The sequence below is a fragment of the Klebsiella sp. 2680 genome (assembly GCF_900198535.1).
Lineage (GTDB): Bacteria > Pseudomonadota > Gammaproteobacteria > Enterobacterales > Enterobacteriaceae > Klebsiella > Klebsiella indica.
Window position 1 is genome coordinate 141,088 of the sequence record NZ_FZNJ01000005.1, and the last position, 17,222, is coordinate 158,309.

A 17,222-nucleotide genomic window follows, 5' to 3' on the forward strand; every position below is an offset into this window, starting at 1 on the left:
TATTTTTTCTCGTATAATATAAAAATAGATCTAATATACCATACAAGCCATCGCTGATAAGCCATAAAAGAGAAATACCAGGGCTATATCAAATATTATTTTGTTATTTAATGCCAGCGACGCATACGGTATTGCCGATGATCGATGTATCGGTCCTGCAACAGAGTATTTTTGCATGCCTGTAGTCATGCAAAAATATTTTAAACTTTAAAGGAATTCTATATGAGGACGATAAATGCTGAGGAACGGCCGATTCTGCCGTCGGCCACACAGAAACGAAGCAAAACGCGAATTGTCATTCTACTGTTACTCTCTATTGGGACGATGATAAATTATCTCGATCGTACCATTTTGGGTATTGTTGCACCCAGTTTAACCCGCGAAATACATATCGACCCGACGATGATGGGTATCGTTTTTTCCGCTTTCGCCTGGACTTATGCGCTGGCTCAAATTCCTGGCGGGATGTTTTTAGATCGTTTTGGCAATAAATTAACCTATGCCCTGTCAATTTTTTTCTGGTCCACCTTTACCCTATTACAAAGCTTTAGCGTGGGGTTGAAATCCCTACTGCTGCTGCGTTTAGGGTTAGGTATCAGCGAAGCGCCCTGTTTCCCGGTCAACAGCCGGGTTGTCAGTAAATGGTTTCCACAGCATGAACGCGCGCGCGCAACGGCGACCTACACCGTCGGAGAATATATTGGCCTGGCCGCTTTTTCTCCATTGCTCTTTTTAATTCTTGAACATCATGGCTGGAGAACATTATTTTTTATTACCGGTGGATTAGGTATTGTATTTACCTTTGTGTGGTGGAAGTTTTATCATGAACCTCATGAGTCAAAAACCGCAAATCAAGCCGAACTGGAATATATCGGCGCAGAAAATACCGCACAACCCAATGAAAATATTCCCTTTAACTGGCCTGATGCGAAACGCCTGCTGTGCTGCCGACAAATCATTGGCGCCAGCCTGGGGCAATATGCCGGTAACACGACGCTGGTTTTCTTTTTGACCTGGTTCCCGACCTATCTCGCGAACGAGCGTCATTTACCGTGGCTTCACGTTGGTTTCTTTGCTTCCTGGCCCTTTCTGGCAGCGGCCATCGGCATTATTTTCGGCGGCTGGATATCGGATAAAATATTAAAAAAGACATGTTCAGTAAATATTAGCAGAAAACTCCCGATTATTTCCGGACTATTACTTTCCGGCACAATAATTACCGCTAACTGGGTGGATAGTAACACCGCCGTTATTATCATCATGTCAATTGCCTTTTTTGGCCAGGGCATGGTCGGGCTAGGCTGGACATTGATCTCAGATATAGCGCCGAAGAATATGGCCGGGCTTACCGGGGGGATTTTTAATTTTTGTGCAAATATGGCGTCAATCATTACCCCATTAATCATTGGCGTTATCATCTCAATGACCGGTAATTTCTTCTACGCGCTCATTTATATCGGTGTGACCGCGTTGATTGGCGTTATTGCGTATATCTTCATTATCGGCGATATCAAACGAATTGTATTGAAATAACGCATGACGGACAGTGCTCCGGCAGGCTGCCGGAGCACTCAGGCGCTAAATATTCTTAACCCTGCTGGTCATAAACAGCGTCACCAGCGAAATCGCCGTAATCATCCAGTAAACGCTGATATGCCCATAGCTTTGCGACAGCGCGCCCTGAATGACGCCTGCCAGAATGACCCCGGTGGAGATACTGTTGGTAAATAGCGTCGTTGCCGCCCCTGCTCGTCCGGGCATCAGATCCTGAAACCACAGCATGCCAATCCCGGCGATAATACCGATAAACACCGCATTAAACAGCTGTAAAACCAGCAGCGCCACGCGGCCGTGAAACAGAATCAGGCCAATATAAAACAGCACGCCCGCGGCAACCGCCGCCACCATCATATTGCGCTTGCCCCAGCGCTTAACAAAGTAACCCGCCAGAATCATCGCCGGAATCTCCAGTCCGGCGGCCGTCCCCATCAGGACTCCGGCGAGGCTGTCCGGCAGTCCGAGATCGCTGCTGATCCACAGTGGCATATCAATGATATACATAGTGTTGCAGGTCCACATCAGCGTGGAGGCGATAAACAGCATACGGACATTTTTATCGTGCCATCCCCCGACCTGCCTCAGCACTCCCCCCTCCTCCGAGGGTTGTTCAACACGGGCGACCGACGGGAGCCTGAAAGCGATGAGCGCCAGACTGATGACAAAGATCCCCGCCGCTATCGAAAACATGGTCGTGAAGCCATAATTAAGCGCCAGCATAAAGGCCAGCGGAGGACCGATCACCCATGCCAGCGAGAGCTGAGCACGCATTATCGAACTGAACATCACCACTTCACGGGCCGAGCTATCGGCGTATTCCCGCGCCAGCGCAAAAAGCTGCGGCATCGCGGCGTTCGCCACCGAGGCCAGCATCACGCCACCGGTGATCAGCGTCAGATAATGACGATTAAACGCAAACAGCAGCGCGTTTCCTACCGCCATCAGGCAGCAGAACATGATCAGGCGTCGACGATCGCCCCGGCTATCCGAGCGCTTAGCCAGCGCCAGGCTGACCAGAATGCCGGCAATCGCGTTAACCGTATAGAACAGTCCCACCCAAAAGGGTTGCACGCCCACTTCGCGACTAAGGAATAAACTGAGCGTCGGCGCCTGCAGCGCGCCTGCAATACCGATCATAAACGCGACCAGCATAAAAGCGGCGTACACGCCGTTAAGACGGCGCCCCATCGTCATTAACCACAGCATCACATATCCTTTAGCGCGCGAAAAAAAGAAAAAAGCCAGCAGAAGATTTCTGCTGGCGGGTGATTCTATACTCTATGAATTTCGAGTTGCAGGACAATAACTATACAAAGGTTACTGAACAGCGCTTACCCTGGCTCACCAGAGGAGGGACCCAGGCTGAATCATGCAGCCAGACTGTCAATCTCTGGCGACACAGATAACTGCAGCTTGAAAAACGGGCGAATATAACACCAATACTCAGTCACACATGATGTCTGCAAGTCAATGAACCGAGGTCTGCGACGTCACTCCCCACTGCATCAGTTCGCCGAGCATTTTCTGCTGTCTTCCTGCCATCAGGCGGGCCAGCCAGGACGCATCCTGCGTCGCAGAAAAGTAGCGTTGGTAGAACTGTTGTGTGGTAGACCTCATCATATTCACCTCCTCACTTCATCGAAGGTGATTATTGACTTAATATAGGAAGTCATAAATTGCTGAGTTTTTATCAGGAGTTCCCCTTTTATGTCTTCCAGCCGTTTACAACAGCAGTTCATCCGCTTATGGCAGTGCTGCGACGGTAAGTCGCAGGAGACGACGCTTAATGAACTGGCAGATATGCTGAGCTGCTCGCGCCGCCATATGCGCACCTTACTGAATATGATGGAAGAGCGTGGCTGGCTGACCTGGCAGGCGGAAGCCGGACGCGGTAAGCGTTCCCGACTGGCTTTTCTCTATACCGGTCTGGCCCTGCAGCAGCAAAGAGCGGAAGATCTGCTGGAACAGGACAGGATCGATCAGCTGGTACAGTTAGTCGGTGATAAAGCCGCCGTCCGACAGATGCTGATCTCCCATCTTGGCCGCAGCTTCCGCCAGGGTCGGCATATTCTGCGCGTGCTCTACTATCGACCGATGAAAAATCTGCTGCCAGGCAGCGCGCTGCGCCGCTCAGAAACGCACATCGTGCGGCAGATTTTTAGCGCGCTGACGCGAGTAAATGAGGAAAATGGGGAACTGGAAGCGGATATTGCTCACCATTGGCAGCAGATCACCGCCACTCACTGGCGTTTTTTTCTTCGTCCGGGCATACATTTTCATCATGGTCGGGAACTGGAGATGGCGGATGTCATCTCTTCCTTACAGCGTAGCAACACGCTGCCGCTCTTCTCCCATATTGAGCGTATCGACTCCCCCACCGCATGGACCCTGGATATTCATCTTAGTCAGCCCGACCGCTGGCTACCGTGGTTACTCAGCCAGGTTCAGGCGATGATCCTGCCCCAGGAGTGGCGGTCGATGGAAAAATTCGCCAGCACGCCCATTGGCACCGGCCCTTACTCGGTTGTGCGTAATAACCAGAATCAACTTAAAATTCACGCTTTCGACGACTATTTCGGCTACCGGGCGCTAATTGATGAAGTCAACGTCTGGGTACTGCCGGAAATTGGTGAAGAGTCCAACGGCGGGTTAACGCTTCAGGGAAGTACGGAGAGTGAAAAAGCGGTAGAAAGCCGCCTTGAAGAAGGCTGCTATTACCTGCTGTTCGACTCCCGCAGCCCGCTCGGCGGTAATACGGCGGTACGCCAGTGGTTAAGTTATCTGTTCCAGCCCGCTAACCTGCTCTATCACGCTGGTGAACACTACCAGGGCAACTGGTTTCCAGCCTATGGCCTGCTGCCCCGCTGGCATCATGCGCGCAGCCATGCCTGTGAAAAACCGCCAGGTCTGGAAACGGTCAGGCTGACCTACTATCAGGAGCACGTCGAACATCGCGTCATGGGCAAGATCATGGCGACGCTGCTGGCCGAACATCAGGTGAAGCTGGAGATTCAGGAACTGGAATACGAAGAGTGGCATCGCGGAGAGGTAGTGAGTGACGTGTGGCTCAACAGCGCCAACTTTACGCTGCCGATCGATTTTTCCCTGTTTGCCTGGCTGTATGAAGTCCCGCTGATTCGCAAATGTATTCCCATTGACTGGGAGCGCGATGCCGGCCGCTGGCGCGCGGGAGAGCTTAATCCGGCGGCCTGGAGCCAGCAGTTGCTCACCACGCAAACTATCGTGCCGCTCATTCACCACTGGCTGATGATCCAGGGGCAACGCAGTATGCGCGGCGTGCGAATGAACACCCTTGGCTGGTTTGACTTTAAGTCAGCCTGGTTTGCGCCGCCGGAGCCGTAACGCTTTTCGTTAGCAGATAAAATCATTACACTAACTGCCGTTCTCAACGGGGTGCTAATAAACATACACAATATCATTCGAGTTGCATCGACGCGCGGTTAGCCCGGAAGCAACCAGAAAGATAAAGCGTATGGGCTGAGAAAATACCCGTCGAACCTGATCCGGATAACGCCGGCGAAGGGATTTGAGGCCCACTCAAAATCCTTTGCCCCCCCTTCTTCTGAGGTGCAAAGTGTTAAAAAAATTACTTCCCCTGCTGGCGCTGGTCGCCGCGCCGGTTTTTGCCAAACCCACCCTGACCGTTTATACCTACGACTCCTTCGCCGCCGACTGGGGGCCAGGCCCGGCGGTCAAAAAAGCCTTTGAAGCGGACTGCGACTGCGAACTGAAGTTCGTGGCGCTGGAAGATGGCGTCTCGCTGCTCAATCGTCTGCGAATGGAAGGCAAAAACAGCAAAGCCGATGTGGTGATTGGACTGGATAACAACCTGCTGGAAGCCGCGGCCCAGAGCAAGCTGTTCGCCAAAAGCGGCGTATCTACCCGCGCGGTCAGCGTACCCGGCGGCTGGCGCAACGATACCTTCGTTCCATTCGATTACGGCTATTTCGCCTTTGTTTACGATAAAAACAAGCTCAAAAATCCGCCGAAAAGCCTGAAAGAGCTGGTTGAGAGCCAGCAGAAATGGCGGGTCATTTATGAGGATCCGCGCACCAGCACGCCGGGCCTCGGCCTGCTGCTGTGGATGCAAAAAGTCTACGGCGATAACGCGCCGGAAGCCTGGCAGAAACTGGCGGCGAAAACCGTCACCGTCACCAAAGGCTGGAGCGAAGCCTACGGCCTGTTCCTCAAGGGCGAAAGCGACCTGGTGCTCAGCTACACCACCTCCCCGGCTTATCACATTATCGAAGAGAAAAAAGATAACTACGCGGCGGCCAACTTCGCGGAAGGCCACTATTTGCAGGTCGAAGTTGCCGCCCGCACCGCGGCCAGCAAACAACCGGAGCTGGCAGAGAAATTCCTCAAATTTATGCTTTCTCCCGGCTTCCAGAACACGATCCCCACCGGCAACTGGATGTACCCGGTTACCCAGGTTGCGCTTCCCGCAGGTTTTGACGGGCTGATCAAACCGCAAACCACCCTTGAATTTACGCCGCAACAGGTGGCGGCTGAGCGCCAGAACTGGATCAGCGCATGGCAACGCGCCGTCAGCCGCTAACTTTCGGCTGGCTGCTGCCCGGCCTGACGGCGGCGACCTTACTGGTCGCCGTCGCGCTGGCTGCTTTTCTGGCGCTGTGGTTCAGCGCGCCGGAAGCGGTCTGGGGATCGATGGTTAGCGATAGCTATCTCTGGCATGTGGTGCGCTTTTCTTTCTGGCAGGCGTTTCTTTCCGCGCTGCTTTCCGTGATACCGGCGATTTTTCTCGCCCGCGCGCTCTACCGTCGGCGCTTCCCCGGGCGCACGCTGCTGCTGCGCCTGTGCGCGATGACCTTAATCTTGCCGGTGCTGGTGGCGGTATTCGGCATTCTTAGCGTTTACGGTCGCCAGGGCTGGCTGGCTGAATTGTTTACCGTGTTCGGCTGGCAGTGGACGTTTTCACCCTACGGATTACAAGGGATCTTGCTGGCGCATGTGTTCTTCAATATGCCAATGGCCACGCGCCTGCTGCTGCAAACGCTGGAAAATATCCCCGGCGAACAGCGGCAAATCGCCGCCCAACTAGGGATGCGCGGCTACGCCTTCTTCCGGCTGGTTGAATGGCCATGGCTGCGTCGGCAAATTCTGCCCGTCGCGGCGCTGATCTTTATGCTCTGTTTCGCCAGCTTTGCGACCGTGCTGTCGCTGGGCGGCGGCCCGCGCGCGACCACGATCGAACTGGCGATCTACCAGGCGCTCAATTTCGACTATGACCCGGCGCGCGCGGCGATGCTGGCGCTGATCCAGATGGTCTGCTGCCTCGGGCTGGTATTACTCAGCCAGCGCCTGAGCAAAGCCCTCGCCATCGGGGTCAGCAACATCCACGGCTGGCGCGATCCTGACGACCGTTTGTTCAGTCGACTGAGCGACATTGCGCTCATTGTCATCGCGCTTTTACTGTTGCTGCCTCCGCTACTGGCGGTGATATACGACGGTCTGAATAACAATCTGTTTAGCGTCCTGCAACAGCCTGCGCTATGGCAGGCGCTGGGGACCTCACTGCGTATCGCCCTTGCCGCCGGGCTGTTAAGCGTGATGCTGACCATGATGCTGCTGTGGAGCAGTCGCGAACTTCGCGCCCGTAATCGCCCGTTGGCCGGACAGGCGCTCGAACTCAGCGGCATGCTGATCCTCGCCATGCCGGGCATCGTACTGGCCACCGGATTCTTCCTGCTGCTCAATAACAGCACAGGGCTACCGGAATCCGCCGACGGTATCGTGATTTTCACCAATGCGCTGATGGCGATTCCCTATGCGCTGAAGGTGCTGGAAAATCCTATGCGCGATATCAGCACCCGCTATGGCGCGCTTTGCCAGTCGCTGGATTTGCACGGCTTTACGCGCCTTAGGGTGGTGGAGCTTCGCGCCTTAACACGCCCGCTGGCCCAGGCGCTGGCTTTCGCCTGCGTGCTGTCGATCGGCGATTTCGGCGTCGTGGCGCTGTTCGGCAATGAAGATTTTCGTACCCTGCCGTTCTATCTGTATCAGCAAATTGGCGCTTATCGTAGCCAGGACGGCGCCGTTACCGCTCTGCTGCTGCTGGCGCTGTGCTTTTTACTCTTTAGCGTAATTGAAAAACTTCCGGGGCGTGATGCTAAAACTGAATGATGTCACCTGGCTTTACCAGCATCTGCCGATGCGTTTTACCCTCTCTGCTGAACGCGGCGAATGCCTGGCCGTCCTCGGTCCCAGCGGTGCCGGGAAAAGTACCCTGCTGAATCTGATCGCCGGTTTTTTATCACCCGCCAGCGGCAGCATTGAGATCGACGGTCAGCCTCATACCCACACGCCGCCCGCGCGCCGTCCGGTATCGATGCTGTTTCAGGAAAATAATCTCTTTAATCACCTGACTATCCGCCAGAACATCGCGCTGGGGATGCATCCGGGATTAAAGCTGAACGCAGAGCAGGCCACCCGTTTGCAGACCATTGCCGGGCAGATGGCGATTGACGCATTGCTGGATCGCCTGCCTGGCGAGCTTTCCGGCGGGCAACGCCAGCGTGCGGCGCTGGCGCGCTGTCTGGTGCGTCAGCAACCGGTACTGCTGCTGGATGAACCCTTCTCAGCGCTCGATCCCGCGCTACGTCAGGAGATGCTGGCGCTGGTTGCCGACGTCTGCCAGCAGCAGCAACTGACGCTATTAATGGTGTCGCACAGCGTAGAGGACGCGGCGCGCATCGCGCCGCGTTCGCTGGTAGTGGCTGAGGGACGGATACTCTGGGACGGCGAGACTACCGCGCTGCTCAGGGGCAACAGCAGCGCCTCAGCGCTGCTGGGGATTAGCGCGCAATAACCTTATACAGAATATCAAGATAGACCGGCATAAGCGGGTGGCGGAAGGTAAAAACCAGCGCGGCCGCGGCAACGCATACCGTCAGCGGCGTTAGCCACCGCAGGCGCGAACGCGGCAGGAAACGGGTTAAACGATCGCCCGCGCTGTTAGCGCCCCGCCACAGTCGCCAGCACAACCAGGCCGCCAGCCAGGCCAGCAGGGCCGCCCCCAGCAGCAGCCACTTAAAGCTGGCGCTGTGTTCATCCGTCGGAATATCAATCGCCGCCCCGGCGAGGATACCCGGTAAAAAATAGAGCGGCGGCCACAGCAGGCAGCCAATAATATTTGGCGGGATAAATTTCGCCACCGGCAGATCAAGCATCCCGGCGACCATCGGCACCAGCGGACGCGTCGGCCCGACAAACCGCCCGATAAGAATGGTCACCATGCTGTGCTGATGTAGCGCATGCTCGGTCTTATCGAGCAGCGCTTTATTTTTCTTCAAAAAAGACCAGCGATGCAGCGGCTTCTTAAACCGCCAGCCTAGCCAGAATGACACCCAGTCGCCGAGCAAGCAGCCGATAATCCCCGCCAGCCATGCCTGCCAGAAATTAACCTCGCCGCTACCGATCAGCGCGCCCAACCCGGCCATCATCACCGTTCCCGGCAGAATAAGCCCGACCAACGCCAACGATTCGAGGAAAGCGACCAGCAGAACAGCCAGCAGAGAATAGACCGTGGATTGCGTAATAAAGTGTTCCAGCAATGCTTGCATAATGTACCCGGTTTTAAAACGAAGCACGGATTCTCCGGAGCCGTGAATACTTCGTCAAGCCATCAATTGTTTCTACCCGTCATATTTTACGTTGCAGATGGCAACGTGAATTATTTAGCGTAGATCCTGTTTACTGGCTGCGTTAATTAACCGGACCATCATTTCACTTTCTTTACTTTCTATTCGCATCCAGCGCGAAACTCACTGGGGCTGGCGCCGGTGCACTTCTTAAAGACGCGTGAAAAGTAGAGCTGGTCTTCAAAGCCGACGTTACGCCCCACGGTGGCTATCGGCATCCGCGTGGTGCTGAGCAGCAGCTTCGCCTGGCTAATCCGCTGATCTTCACGCCACCCCAGCACGCTGATCCCCAGTTGCTGGCGAAACAGATGCGACAGCCGCGACGGCGACAGGCACACATGCTGGGCAACGCTGGCAATATCGAAATGGCTGTCCGCCAGATGATCGCTGATATACTGGCAAGCGTCGCGCACCCGGTTATCCAGCGGCGGATGCAACGATTCATTGATCGCCTCCATACGCCGCAGCAGCAGTTGCTCCATGAGATTGATCGCCAGCAGTTCGGAATAGCGCCCCGCCCCCTGCCCGGCCTCAACGATTTGCCCGAACAGCTCGCCAAAGCGCGGCAGCCACTGCTCATCCGGGCGGAAAAACCCGGTCTGGGCAAAAATCGTCGGCCAGTTAAGCCACTCATGCCAGTAAGCGCGTGGACGGAAGTAAACCCACTGGTGATACCATTCGCCAGCATTGGGATGACGGCCATAATGGTGAATTTCGCCCGGCGGGAACAGCAGCATATCCCCAGGCCGACAGGTAAACTGCTCCCCGTGGTTCTTGATCACCCCTTCGCCACGGATCGTCAGATTAAGGATATAGCCCTTCATGCCCAGCGGACGATCGATAAAGAAATCCAGATAGCCATCGGCGTCAATCGGCGTCAGGCCCGTCACCAGATGGGCATTAAAAGAGTAACCCGGCAATAAAGGATCGTTTTGCGTTTCGGCCATAACCTCAGCTCTCCCGGAGACATTAAGGACACCAATTGTCCATACCTTGCATTTTATCGCCTGGCTGACAGCCTGTACTGCGACGCGGGTTTGAAATCGAATTAAAACCCGCCGCTTCTCGGTAATAACTGAGAAAATCGGACAATTCCACCGCTTTCAGCGCATAACTGAAGTGTCTATAAAGACGGCAGAAAAGTCCACATTGAATATTTGCACGATGTCACACTTTGCAGCGTCACAGCAATATAGTCCATAAGATTAGCGAATACGGCCTGACGGTTTTCTGCCTGACTATCTACTGTTTCACCATGAATGATTTTTAGCATGGAGTAACAGCATGGCAATTGCGATTGGCCTCGATTTTGGCAGTGATTCAGTACGCGCGCTGGCCGTAGAGTGCGCAACCGGCGAAGAGCTGGCCACCTGCGTCGAGTGGTATCCGCGCTGGCAAAAAGGGCTATTCTGCGATGCCCCAAACAATCAGTTCCGTCATCATCCACGCGACTATATCGAATCGATGGAAACGGCGCTGAAAAGCGTCCTGGCATCACTGAGCGCTGAGCAACGCGCTACCGTTGTCGGTATCGGCGTCGATAGCACCGGCTCAACCCCCGCGCCAGTTGACGCCGACGGTAATGTGCTGGCGCTACGCGAAGAGTTCGCCAGTAACCCGAACGCAATGTTCGTATTGTGGAAAGACCATACCTCGGTAGAGGAGGCGGAGGAGATTACCCGCCTGTGCCACCAGCCGGGCAAAGAGGATTACTCCCGCTATATCGGCGGTATCTACTCCAGCGAGTGGTTCTGGGCCAAGATCCTTCATGTCACCCGCCAGGACAGCGCCGTCGCCCGCGCCGCCGTGTCATGGATTGAGCTATGCGACTGGGTGCCCGCCCTGCTTTCCGGGACGACACGTCCCCAGGATATTCGCCGCGGTCGCTGTAGCGCCGGGCATAAATCTCTGTGGCATGAGAGCTGGGGTGGCCTGCCGCCGGCCGGCTTCTTCGATGAACTCGACCCAATAATTAATCAGAACCTCGCCTACCCGATGTTCAGCGATACCTTCACCGCGGATATCCCGGTCGGCACCCTGACCGCCGAGTGGGCTCAGCGCCTCGGTTTGACACAAACCGTCACCATCTCCGGCGGCGCTTTCGACTGCCATATGGGCGCCGTCGGTGCTGGCGCGCAGCCGAATGCCCTGGTCAAAGTGATCGGCACCTCAACCTGCGACATCCTGATTGCCGATAAGCAAAACGTTGGCGAGCGCACGGTGAAGGGGATTTGCGGCCAGGTCGACGGCAGCGTTGTCCCTGATTTTATCGGTATGGAAGCCGGGCAATCCGCTTTTGGCGACATTTACGCCTGGTTTGGCCGCATTCTCGGCTGGCCGCTGGAACAACTGGCGCAGACCCATCCGGAACTAAAAGAGCAGATCACAGCCAGCCAAAAACAGCTGCTGCCCGCGCTGACCGAAGCCTGGGCAAACAATCCGTCACTCGATCATCTCCCGGTGGTGCTGGACTGGTTTAACGGTCGCCGCACGCCGAACGCTAACCAACGCCTGAAAGGGGTGATTACCGATCTGAACCTCGCCACCGACGCCCCGGCGCTGTTCGGCGGGCTGATTGCCGCCACCGCCTTCGGCGCGCGCGCCATTATGGAGTGCTTCACCGAACAGGGCATTCCGGTGAATAACGTGATGGCGCTTGGCGGTATCGCGCGGAAAAACCCGGTGATCATGCAGGCTTGCTGTGATGTGCTGAATCGCCCGCTGCAAATCGTCGCGTCCGATCAGTGCTGCGCGCTTGGCGCGGCTATCTTTGCCGCCGTCGCCGCTGGCGTCTACGCCGATATTCCCGCCGCACAGCAGCATATGGCCAGCCAGGTGGAACGCACCCTTCAGCCGCACCCTAATCAGGCGCAACGGTTTGAACAACTCTATCAGCGCTACCAGCAGTGGTCGGTCAGCGCAGAACAGCTTTATCTCCCTTCGACTGCAAAGGCGGAAACAGCCCCGCAATCCCAGGCCGCCCTCACCCATTAAGGACATGAAAATGACTATTTTTAATAATTATGAAGTGTGGTTCGTCATCGGTAGCCAGCATCTGTATGGCCCTGAAGCGCTAAGCCAGGTTACGAAACACGCAGAACATGTGGTGAACAGTCTGAATGCGGAAGCCAAACTGCCGTGCAAACTGGTGCTTAAACCGCTGGGCACCACGCCGGATGAGATCACTCATATCTGCCGCGACGCGAACTATGATGATAAGTGCGCCGGGATGGTGGTATGGCTGCATACTTTCTCACCGGCGAAAATGTGGATTAACGGCCTCACTATCCTCAACAAACCGCTGCTGCAGTTCCATACCCAGTACAACGCGGCGCTGCCGTGGGACACTATTGATATGGACTTTATGAACCTGAACCAGACCGCGCACGGCGGCCGCGAGTTCGGCTTTATCGGCGCGCGTATGCGTCAGCAGCACAGCGTGGTAACCGGCCACTGGCAGGATCGCGATGCCCATCAGCGTATCGGGGCATGGATGCGTCAGGCGGTTTCTAAACAAGATACCCGCCATCTGAAAGTGTGCCGTTTCGGCGACAACATGCGCGAAGTGGCGGTTACCGACGGTGATAAAGTCGCCGCGCAGATCAAGTTTGGTTTCTCGGTTAACACCTGGGCGGTTGGCGATCTGGTGCAGGTGGTCAACGCCGTTACCGATGGCGAAATCAGCGCGCTGGTTGATGAGTACGAAAGCAGCTATCGCCTGACGCCTGCGGTACAAATCCACGGCGAAAAGCGGCAGAACCTCCTTGATGCCGCGCGAATTGAACTAGGAATGAAGCGTTTCCTTGAACAAGGTGGATTTCACGCCTTCACCACCACGTTTGAAGATTTACACGGCCTGAAACAGCTTCCAGGGCTCGCCGTACAGCGCCTGATGCAGCAGGGTTATGGCTTTGCCGGCGAAGGCGACTGGAAAACCGCCGCTCTGCTTCGCATCATGAAGGTGATGGCAACCGGTCTGCAGGGCGGCACCTCCTTTATGGAGGATTACACCTACCACTTCGAGAACGGCAACGATCTGGCGCTGGGCTCGCATATGCTGGAAGTTTGCCCGACCATCGCCACCGCCGAGAAACCGATTCTCGACGTCCAGCCGCTGGGCATCGGCGGTAAGGCCGATCCGGCGCGTATCATTTTCAACACCCGGAGCGGTCCGGCGATCGTTGCCAGTCTGATCGATCTCGGCGATCGCTATCGTCTGCTGGTGAATACCATTGAAGCGGTAAAAACTCCGCACGAGCTACCGAAGCTGCCGGTGGCCAATGCCCTGTGGAAAGCGCATCCGGATCTGCGCACCGCCTCCGAGGCCTGGATTATTGCCGGTGGCGCGCATCACACCGTCTTCAGCCAGGCGCTGACGCTCGACGATATGCGCCAGTTTGCCGAACTCCAGGATATCGAGTTGACGGTGATTGATAACGAAACGCGCCTGCCGTCCTTCAAGGATGCGCTGCGCTGGAACGACGTTTATTACGGTTCAAAACGCTAAGCGGCTGTCCCCTCACCCTCTCCCCCTCAACGGGGAGAGAGAACCGATCGCGCGATGTAAGCCCGGGAGAAAAACCCGATCATCCTGCCGATTTTCGCCCTCTCCTTTTGGGAGAGGCCGGGGTGAAGGAAATCTGACTTGCCTGCTATTTCGGAGCACATTATGTTAGAAGATCTCAAACGCCAGGTACTGGAAGCTAATCTGGCCCTGCCAAAGCACAACCTTGTCACGCTGACCTGGGGCAACGTCAGCGCCGTTGACCGTGAACGGGGCGTGCTGGTGATCAAACCCTCCGGCGTCGACTACAGCATAATGACCGCCGAGGATATGGTTGTGGTGAGCCTGGAAACGGGCGAAGTGGTTGAAGGCAATAAGAAACCCTCTTCTGATACGCCAACGCATCGTCTGCTGTATCTGGCATTCCCGACGTTGGGCGGCATCGTCCACACCCATTCCCGTCACGCCACCATCTGGGCGCAGGCCGGGTTGTCGATTCCCGCGACCGGCACCACCCACGCCGACTATTTCTATGGCGCAGTCCCCTGTACTCGCCTGATGACCGACGATGAAATCAACGGTGAATACGAGTGGGAGACCGGGGCGGTGATCGTCGAAACGTTCCGTGAAAAAGGCCTCGATCCGGCGCAAATGCCCGGCGTGCTGGTGCACTCCCACGGGCCGTTTGCCTGGGGGAAAAACGCCGAGGATGCAGTACATAACGCCATCGTGCTGGAAGAGATCGCCTATATGGGTATTTTCTGCCGCCAGCTGGCGCCGCAGTTGCCGGATATGCAGCAGACGCTGCTGGATAAACACTACCTGCGCAAGCATGGCGCGAAAGCCTATTACGGGCAGTAGCGGCACAGCATTCCCGGCTCGCGCTGCGCTTAGCCGGGCAACAGGTGCACAGCCGTCTGCGGGACTGGTAGCCCGGACAGGTGCGCAGCGCCGCCTCCGGGAGATAGCGCGCGCCACACCTGTATAAAACCCCAGCATCACGCCATAAACCAGGTTATAATAAGGCCTGGTTTTTATTGATGAGAGCACGGCGTGACGCAGCCACGAGAAGGTTTTTTACTCACCCGTCACTGGCGGGATACCCCGCAGGGCACCGAACTGACGTTCTGGCTGGCGACCGATAATGGCCCGCTGGAGGTTACGCTGCCGCCGCAGGAATCCGTCGCGTTTATCCCTGAATCCCAGCGCGCGCAGGTTGAGCGCCTGCTGCAGGGGGAAAACGGCCTGCGCCTTGCGCCTCTCGCCCTGAAAGATTTTCACCGCCAGCCCGTTTTTGGCCTCTACTGCCGTGCGCATCGCCAGCTTATGCGGCTGGAAAAGAAGCTGCGCGAAAACGGCGTCACGGTATACGAAGGCGATATTCGCCCGCCGGAGCGTTACCTGATGGAACGCTTTATTAACGCGCCTGTATGGGTAGAAGGCGACGCGCGCGGTCGGCAACTGGTCAACGCCCGGATGAAGCCCAATCCCCACTACCGCCCACCGCTAAAATGGGTTTCGCTGGATATTGAAACCAGCCGTAACGGCGAACTCTACTGCATCGGTCTTGAAGGATGCGGTCAGCGTGTCGTCTATATGCTTGGTCCTGAACCCGCCTCAGCGCCTGCCGTCGATTTCGATCTGCACTACGTCGCCAGCCGCCCGCAACTGCTGGAAAAGCTAAACGCCTGGTTTGCCGTTCACGATCCTGATGTGCTGATCGGCTGGAACGTGGTGCAGTTCGATTTACGCGTTTTACAAAAGCACGCCGAGCGTTACCGTATCCCGCTAATACTCGGCCGCGGCAACAGTGAACTGGAGTGGCGCGAGCACGGTTTTAAAAACGGCGTCTTCTTTGCTCAGGCCAACGGCCGCCTGATTATCGACGGCATTGAAGCGCTTAAATCGGCATTCTGGAACTTCTCCTCTTTTGCGCTGGAGTCGGTCGCCCGCGAACTGCTCGGCGAGGGCAAAGCCATTGATAATCCCTGGGATCGGATGGATGAAATCGACCGCCGTTTTCACCAGGATAAACCAGCGCTGGCCACCTACAACCTGCAGGACTGCGAGCTGGTCACCCGCATCTTCCATAAAACCGAGATCATGCCGTTTTTACTGGAACGCGCCACGGTCAACGGCCTGCCGGCGGATCGTCACGGCGGCTCGGTAGCGGCCTTCAGCCATCTCTATTTCCCGCGTATGCACCGGCTGGGCTACGTTGCGCCGAACCTCGGCGAAGTGCCGCCGCAGGCCAGTCCCGGCGGCTACGTGATGGACTCACGCCCCGGCCTGTACGACTCGGTGCTGGTACTGGACTATAAGAGCCTGTACCCGTCGATTATCCGCACCTTTCTGATTGACCCGGTGGGGCTGGTTGAAGGGCTGGCGCAGCCCGATGACGCGCACAGCACCGAAGGCTTCCTTGGCGCCCGTTTCTCGCGAGAAAAGCACTGCCTGCCGGGGATTGTCGGGCAAATCTGGCACGGGCGCGACGAGGCCAAACAACATAAAAACAAACCGCTGGCGCAGGCGCTGAAAATAATCATGAATGCCTTCTACGGCGTGCTCGGCACCAGCGCCTGCCGCTTTTTCGATCCGCGTCTGGCCTCATCCATCACTATGCGCGGACACGCGATTATGCGCCAGACCAAAGCGCTGATTGAATCCCGGGGCTATGACGTTATCTATGGCGATACCGACTCCACCTTCGTGTGGCTCAAACGAGCCCATAGCGAAGAGGAAGCCAGCAGCATCGGCCGCTCGCTGGTGGCCTTCGTCAACGAATGGTGGGCGACGGCGCTGGGCAAAGAGGAGCTCACCAGCACCCTGGAGCTGGAGTTTGAAACCCACTTCTGTCGCTTTTTAATGCCAACCATTCGCGGCGCCGACACCGGCAGTAAAAAGCGCTATGCCGGGATGATTCAGGAAGAAAACGAACAGCGAATGGTGTTTAAAGGGCTGGAAACGGTGCGTACCGACTGGACGCCGCTGGCCCAGCAGTTTCAGCAGGAGCTCTATCTGCGCATCTTCCGCCATCAGCCCTATCGCGACTATGTGCGCGAGACCATCGATAAGCTAATGAGCGGTGAGTTTGACGATCGACTGGTCTATCGTAAACGCCTGCGCCGTCCGCTGGTGGAGTATCAGCGTAACGTGCCGCCCCATGTCCGCGCCGCAAGGCTCGCGGATGAGCAAAACGTCAGGCTGGGCAGGCCGCAGCAGTACCAGCAACGCGGCAGCATTAAATACGTCTGGACCCTCAACGGCCCTGAGCCGGTGGATTATCAACAATCACCGCTGGATTATGAGCACTATTTGTCAAAGCAATTACAGCCGGTCGCCGAAGGAATTCTTCCCTTTGTCGACGATGATTTTGCTACAATTGTGACCGGGCAACTGGGCCTATTTTGATATTGCCTTACGCACGCCGCTGGCACAAAAGCCGAAAAATGAAGGGCGAGGAGGTGGTGACGAACGTT

General features: G+C 56.2%; 13 protein-coding genes and 1 riboswitch. Of the genes, 9 read left to right on the forward strand and 4 right to left on the reverse strand.

Translation table 11 applies throughout. From position 1 onward, the window contains the following. Positions 1 to 222: 222 nt before the first annotated feature. Complete coding sequence (locus FN037_RS19710; RefSeq protein WP_138361934.1) at positions 223 to 1,533, forward strand: MFS transporter; 1,311 nt, start codon at positions 223 to 225, stop codon at positions 1,531 to 1,533. A 45-nt stretch (positions 1,534 to 1,578) separates the two neighbouring features. Here the strand turns inward: FN037_RS19710 and FN037_RS19715 are convergent, their stop codons facing one another. Beyond that, positions 1,579 to 2,763 (reverse strand): sugar efflux transporter, encoded by a 1,185-nt coding sequence (locus FN037_RS19715; protein ID WP_142503019.1) that lies wholly within the window; start codon positions 2,761 to 2,763, stop codon positions 1,579 to 1,581. A 261-nt stretch (positions 2,764 to 3,024) separates the two neighbouring features. Continuing rightward, positions 3,025 to 3,177 (reverse strand): glucose uptake inhibitor SgrT, encoded by a 153-nt coding sequence (sgrT, locus tag FN037_RS19720; protein WP_138361932.1) that lies wholly within the window; start codon positions 3,175 to 3,177, stop codon positions 3,025 to 3,027. 87 nt (positions 3,178 to 3,264) lie between these two features. Here sgrT and sgrR point away from each other — a divergent pair, with 87 nt between their 5' ends. The 4 genes from sgrR (at position 3,265) to thiQ (ending at position 8,407) form a co-directional block, all read left to right on the forward strand. Continuing rightward, on the forward strand, positions 3,265 to 4,920 hold the full coding sequence (gene sgrR / locus FN037_RS19725) for an HTH-type transcriptional regulator SgrR (RefSeq protein ID WP_138361931.1): 1,656 nt from the start codon (positions 3,265 to 3,267) through the stop codon (positions 4,918 to 4,920). 37 nt (positions 4,921 to 4,957) lie between these two features. Then, positions 4,958 to 5,121, forward strand: a riboswitch (TPP riboswitch). Positions 5,122 to 5,152: 31 nt separating this feature from the next. Then, positions 5,153 to 6,136 carry a thiamine ABC transporter substrate binding subunit gene (thiB, locus tag FN037_RS19730; RefSeq protein ID WP_138361930.1) on the forward strand — a complete coding sequence of 328 codons (984 nt, stop codon included), beginning with the start codon at positions 5,153 to 5,155 and terminating at the stop codon, positions 6,134 to 6,136. Next, positions 6,112 to 7,722 carry a thiamine/thiamine pyrophosphate ABC transporter permease ThiP gene (gene thiP / locus FN037_RS19735; protein WP_138361929.1) on the forward strand — a complete coding sequence of 537 codons (1,611 nt, stop codon included), beginning with the start codon at positions 6,112 to 6,114 and terminating at the stop codon, positions 7,720 to 7,722. The genes thiB and thiP overlap by 25 nt, the downstream gene beginning before the upstream one ends. Next, positions 7,706 to 8,407 carry a thiamine ABC transporter ATP-binding protein ThiQ gene (gene thiQ, locus FN037_RS19740; RefSeq protein ID WP_142503020.1) on the forward strand — a complete coding sequence of 234 codons (702 nt, stop codon included), beginning with the start codon at positions 7,706 to 7,708 and terminating at the stop codon, positions 8,405 to 8,407. The genes thiP and thiQ overlap by 17 nt, the downstream gene beginning before the upstream one ends. On the opposite strand, the gene FN037_RS19745 is transcribed toward thiQ, so the two are convergent. Both FN037_RS19745 and araC read right to left on the reverse strand, forming a co-directional pair. After that, the gene (locus FN037_RS19745) at positions 8,394 to 9,161 is read right to left on the reverse strand and encodes a DedA family protein (RefSeq protein ID WP_138362055.1); all 768 of its coding nucleotides are present in this window, start codon (positions 9,159 to 9,161) and stop codon (positions 8,394 to 8,396) included. The genes thiQ and FN037_RS19745 overlap by 14 nt on opposite strands. 179 nt (positions 9,162 to 9,340) lie before the next feature. After that, on the reverse strand, positions 9,341 to 10,186 hold the full coding sequence (araC, locus tag FN037_RS19750; protein ID WP_138361927.1) for an arabinose operon transcriptional regulator AraC: 846 nt from the start codon (positions 10,184 to 10,186) through the stop codon (positions 9,341 to 9,343). A 337-nt stretch (positions 10,187 to 10,523) separates the two neighbouring features. On the opposite strand from araC, the gene araB reads away from it, so the two are divergent. The 4 genes from araB to polB all read left to right on the forward strand — a co-directional run bounded on the left by araB (position 10,524) and on the right by polB (position 17,154). Continuing rightward, positions 10,524 to 12,233, forward strand: a complete 1,710-nt coding sequence (gene araB, locus FN037_RS19755) for a ribulokinase (RefSeq protein ID WP_138361926.1) — start codon at positions 10,524 to 10,526, stop codon at positions 12,231 to 12,233. A 10-nt stretch (positions 12,234 to 12,243) separates the two neighbouring features. Continuing rightward, on the forward strand, positions 12,244 to 13,746 hold the full coding sequence (gene araA, locus FN037_RS19760; protein ID WP_138361925.1) for an L-arabinose isomerase: 1,503 nt from the start codon (positions 12,244 to 12,246) through the stop codon (positions 13,744 to 13,746). Positions 13,747 to 13,908: 162 nt separating this feature from the next. Next, on the forward strand, positions 13,909 to 14,604 hold the full coding sequence (araD, locus tag FN037_RS19765; protein ID WP_138361924.1) for an L-ribulose-5-phosphate 4-epimerase: 696 nt from the start codon (positions 13,909 to 13,911) through the stop codon (positions 14,602 to 14,604). 192 nt (positions 14,605 to 14,796) lie between these two features. Beyond that, entirely contained in the window at positions 14,797 to 17,154 is a 2,358-nt protein-coding gene (gene polB, locus FN037_RS19770; protein ID WP_142503021.1) for a DNA polymerase II, read from the forward strand. Positions 17,155 to 17,222 lie beyond the last annotated feature (68 nt).

Excerpts from the sequence above, each read along its gene's own strand:
- FN037_RS19710 (WP_138361934.1), top strand. The coding sequence starts at position 223 with ATGAGGACGATAAATGCTGAGGAACGGCCGATTCTGCCGTCGGCCACA.
- FN037_RS19715 (WP_142503019.1), bottom strand. The coding sequence starts at position 2,763 with ATGCTGTGGTTAATGACGATGGGGCGCCGTCTTAACGGCGTGTACGCC.
- sgrT (WP_138361932.1), bottom strand. The coding sequence starts at position 3,177 with ATGATGAGGTCTACCACACAACAGTTCTACCAACGCTACTTTTCTGCG.
- sgrR (WP_138361931.1), top strand. The coding sequence starts at position 3,265 with ATGTCTTCCAGCCGTTTACAACAGCAGTTCATCCGCTTATGGCAGTGC.
- thiP (WP_138361929.1), top strand. The coding sequence starts at position 6,112 with ATGGCAACGCGCCGTCAGCCGCTAACTTTCGGCTGGCTGCTGCCCGGC.
- thiQ (WP_142503020.1), top strand. The coding sequence starts at position 7,706 with ATGCTAAAACTGAATGATGTCACCTGGCTTTACCAGCATCTGCCGATG.
- FN037_RS19745 (WP_138362055.1), bottom strand. The coding sequence starts at position 9,161 with ATGCAAGCATTGCTGGAACACTTTATTACGCAATCCACGGTCTATTCT.
- araC (WP_138361927.1), bottom strand. The coding sequence starts at position 10,186 with ATGGCCGAAACGCAAAACGATCCTTTATTGCCGGGTTACTCTTTTAAT.
- araB (WP_138361926.1), top strand. The coding sequence starts at position 10,524 with ATGGCAATTGCGATTGGCCTCGATTTTGGCAGTGATTCAGTACGCGCG.
- araA (WP_138361925.1), top strand. The coding sequence starts at position 12,244 with ATGACTATTTTTAATAATTATGAAGTGTGGTTCGTCATCGGTAGCCAG.
- araD (WP_138361924.1), top strand. The coding sequence starts at position 13,909 with ATGTTAGAAGATCTCAAACGCCAGGTACTGGAAGCTAATCTGGCCCTG.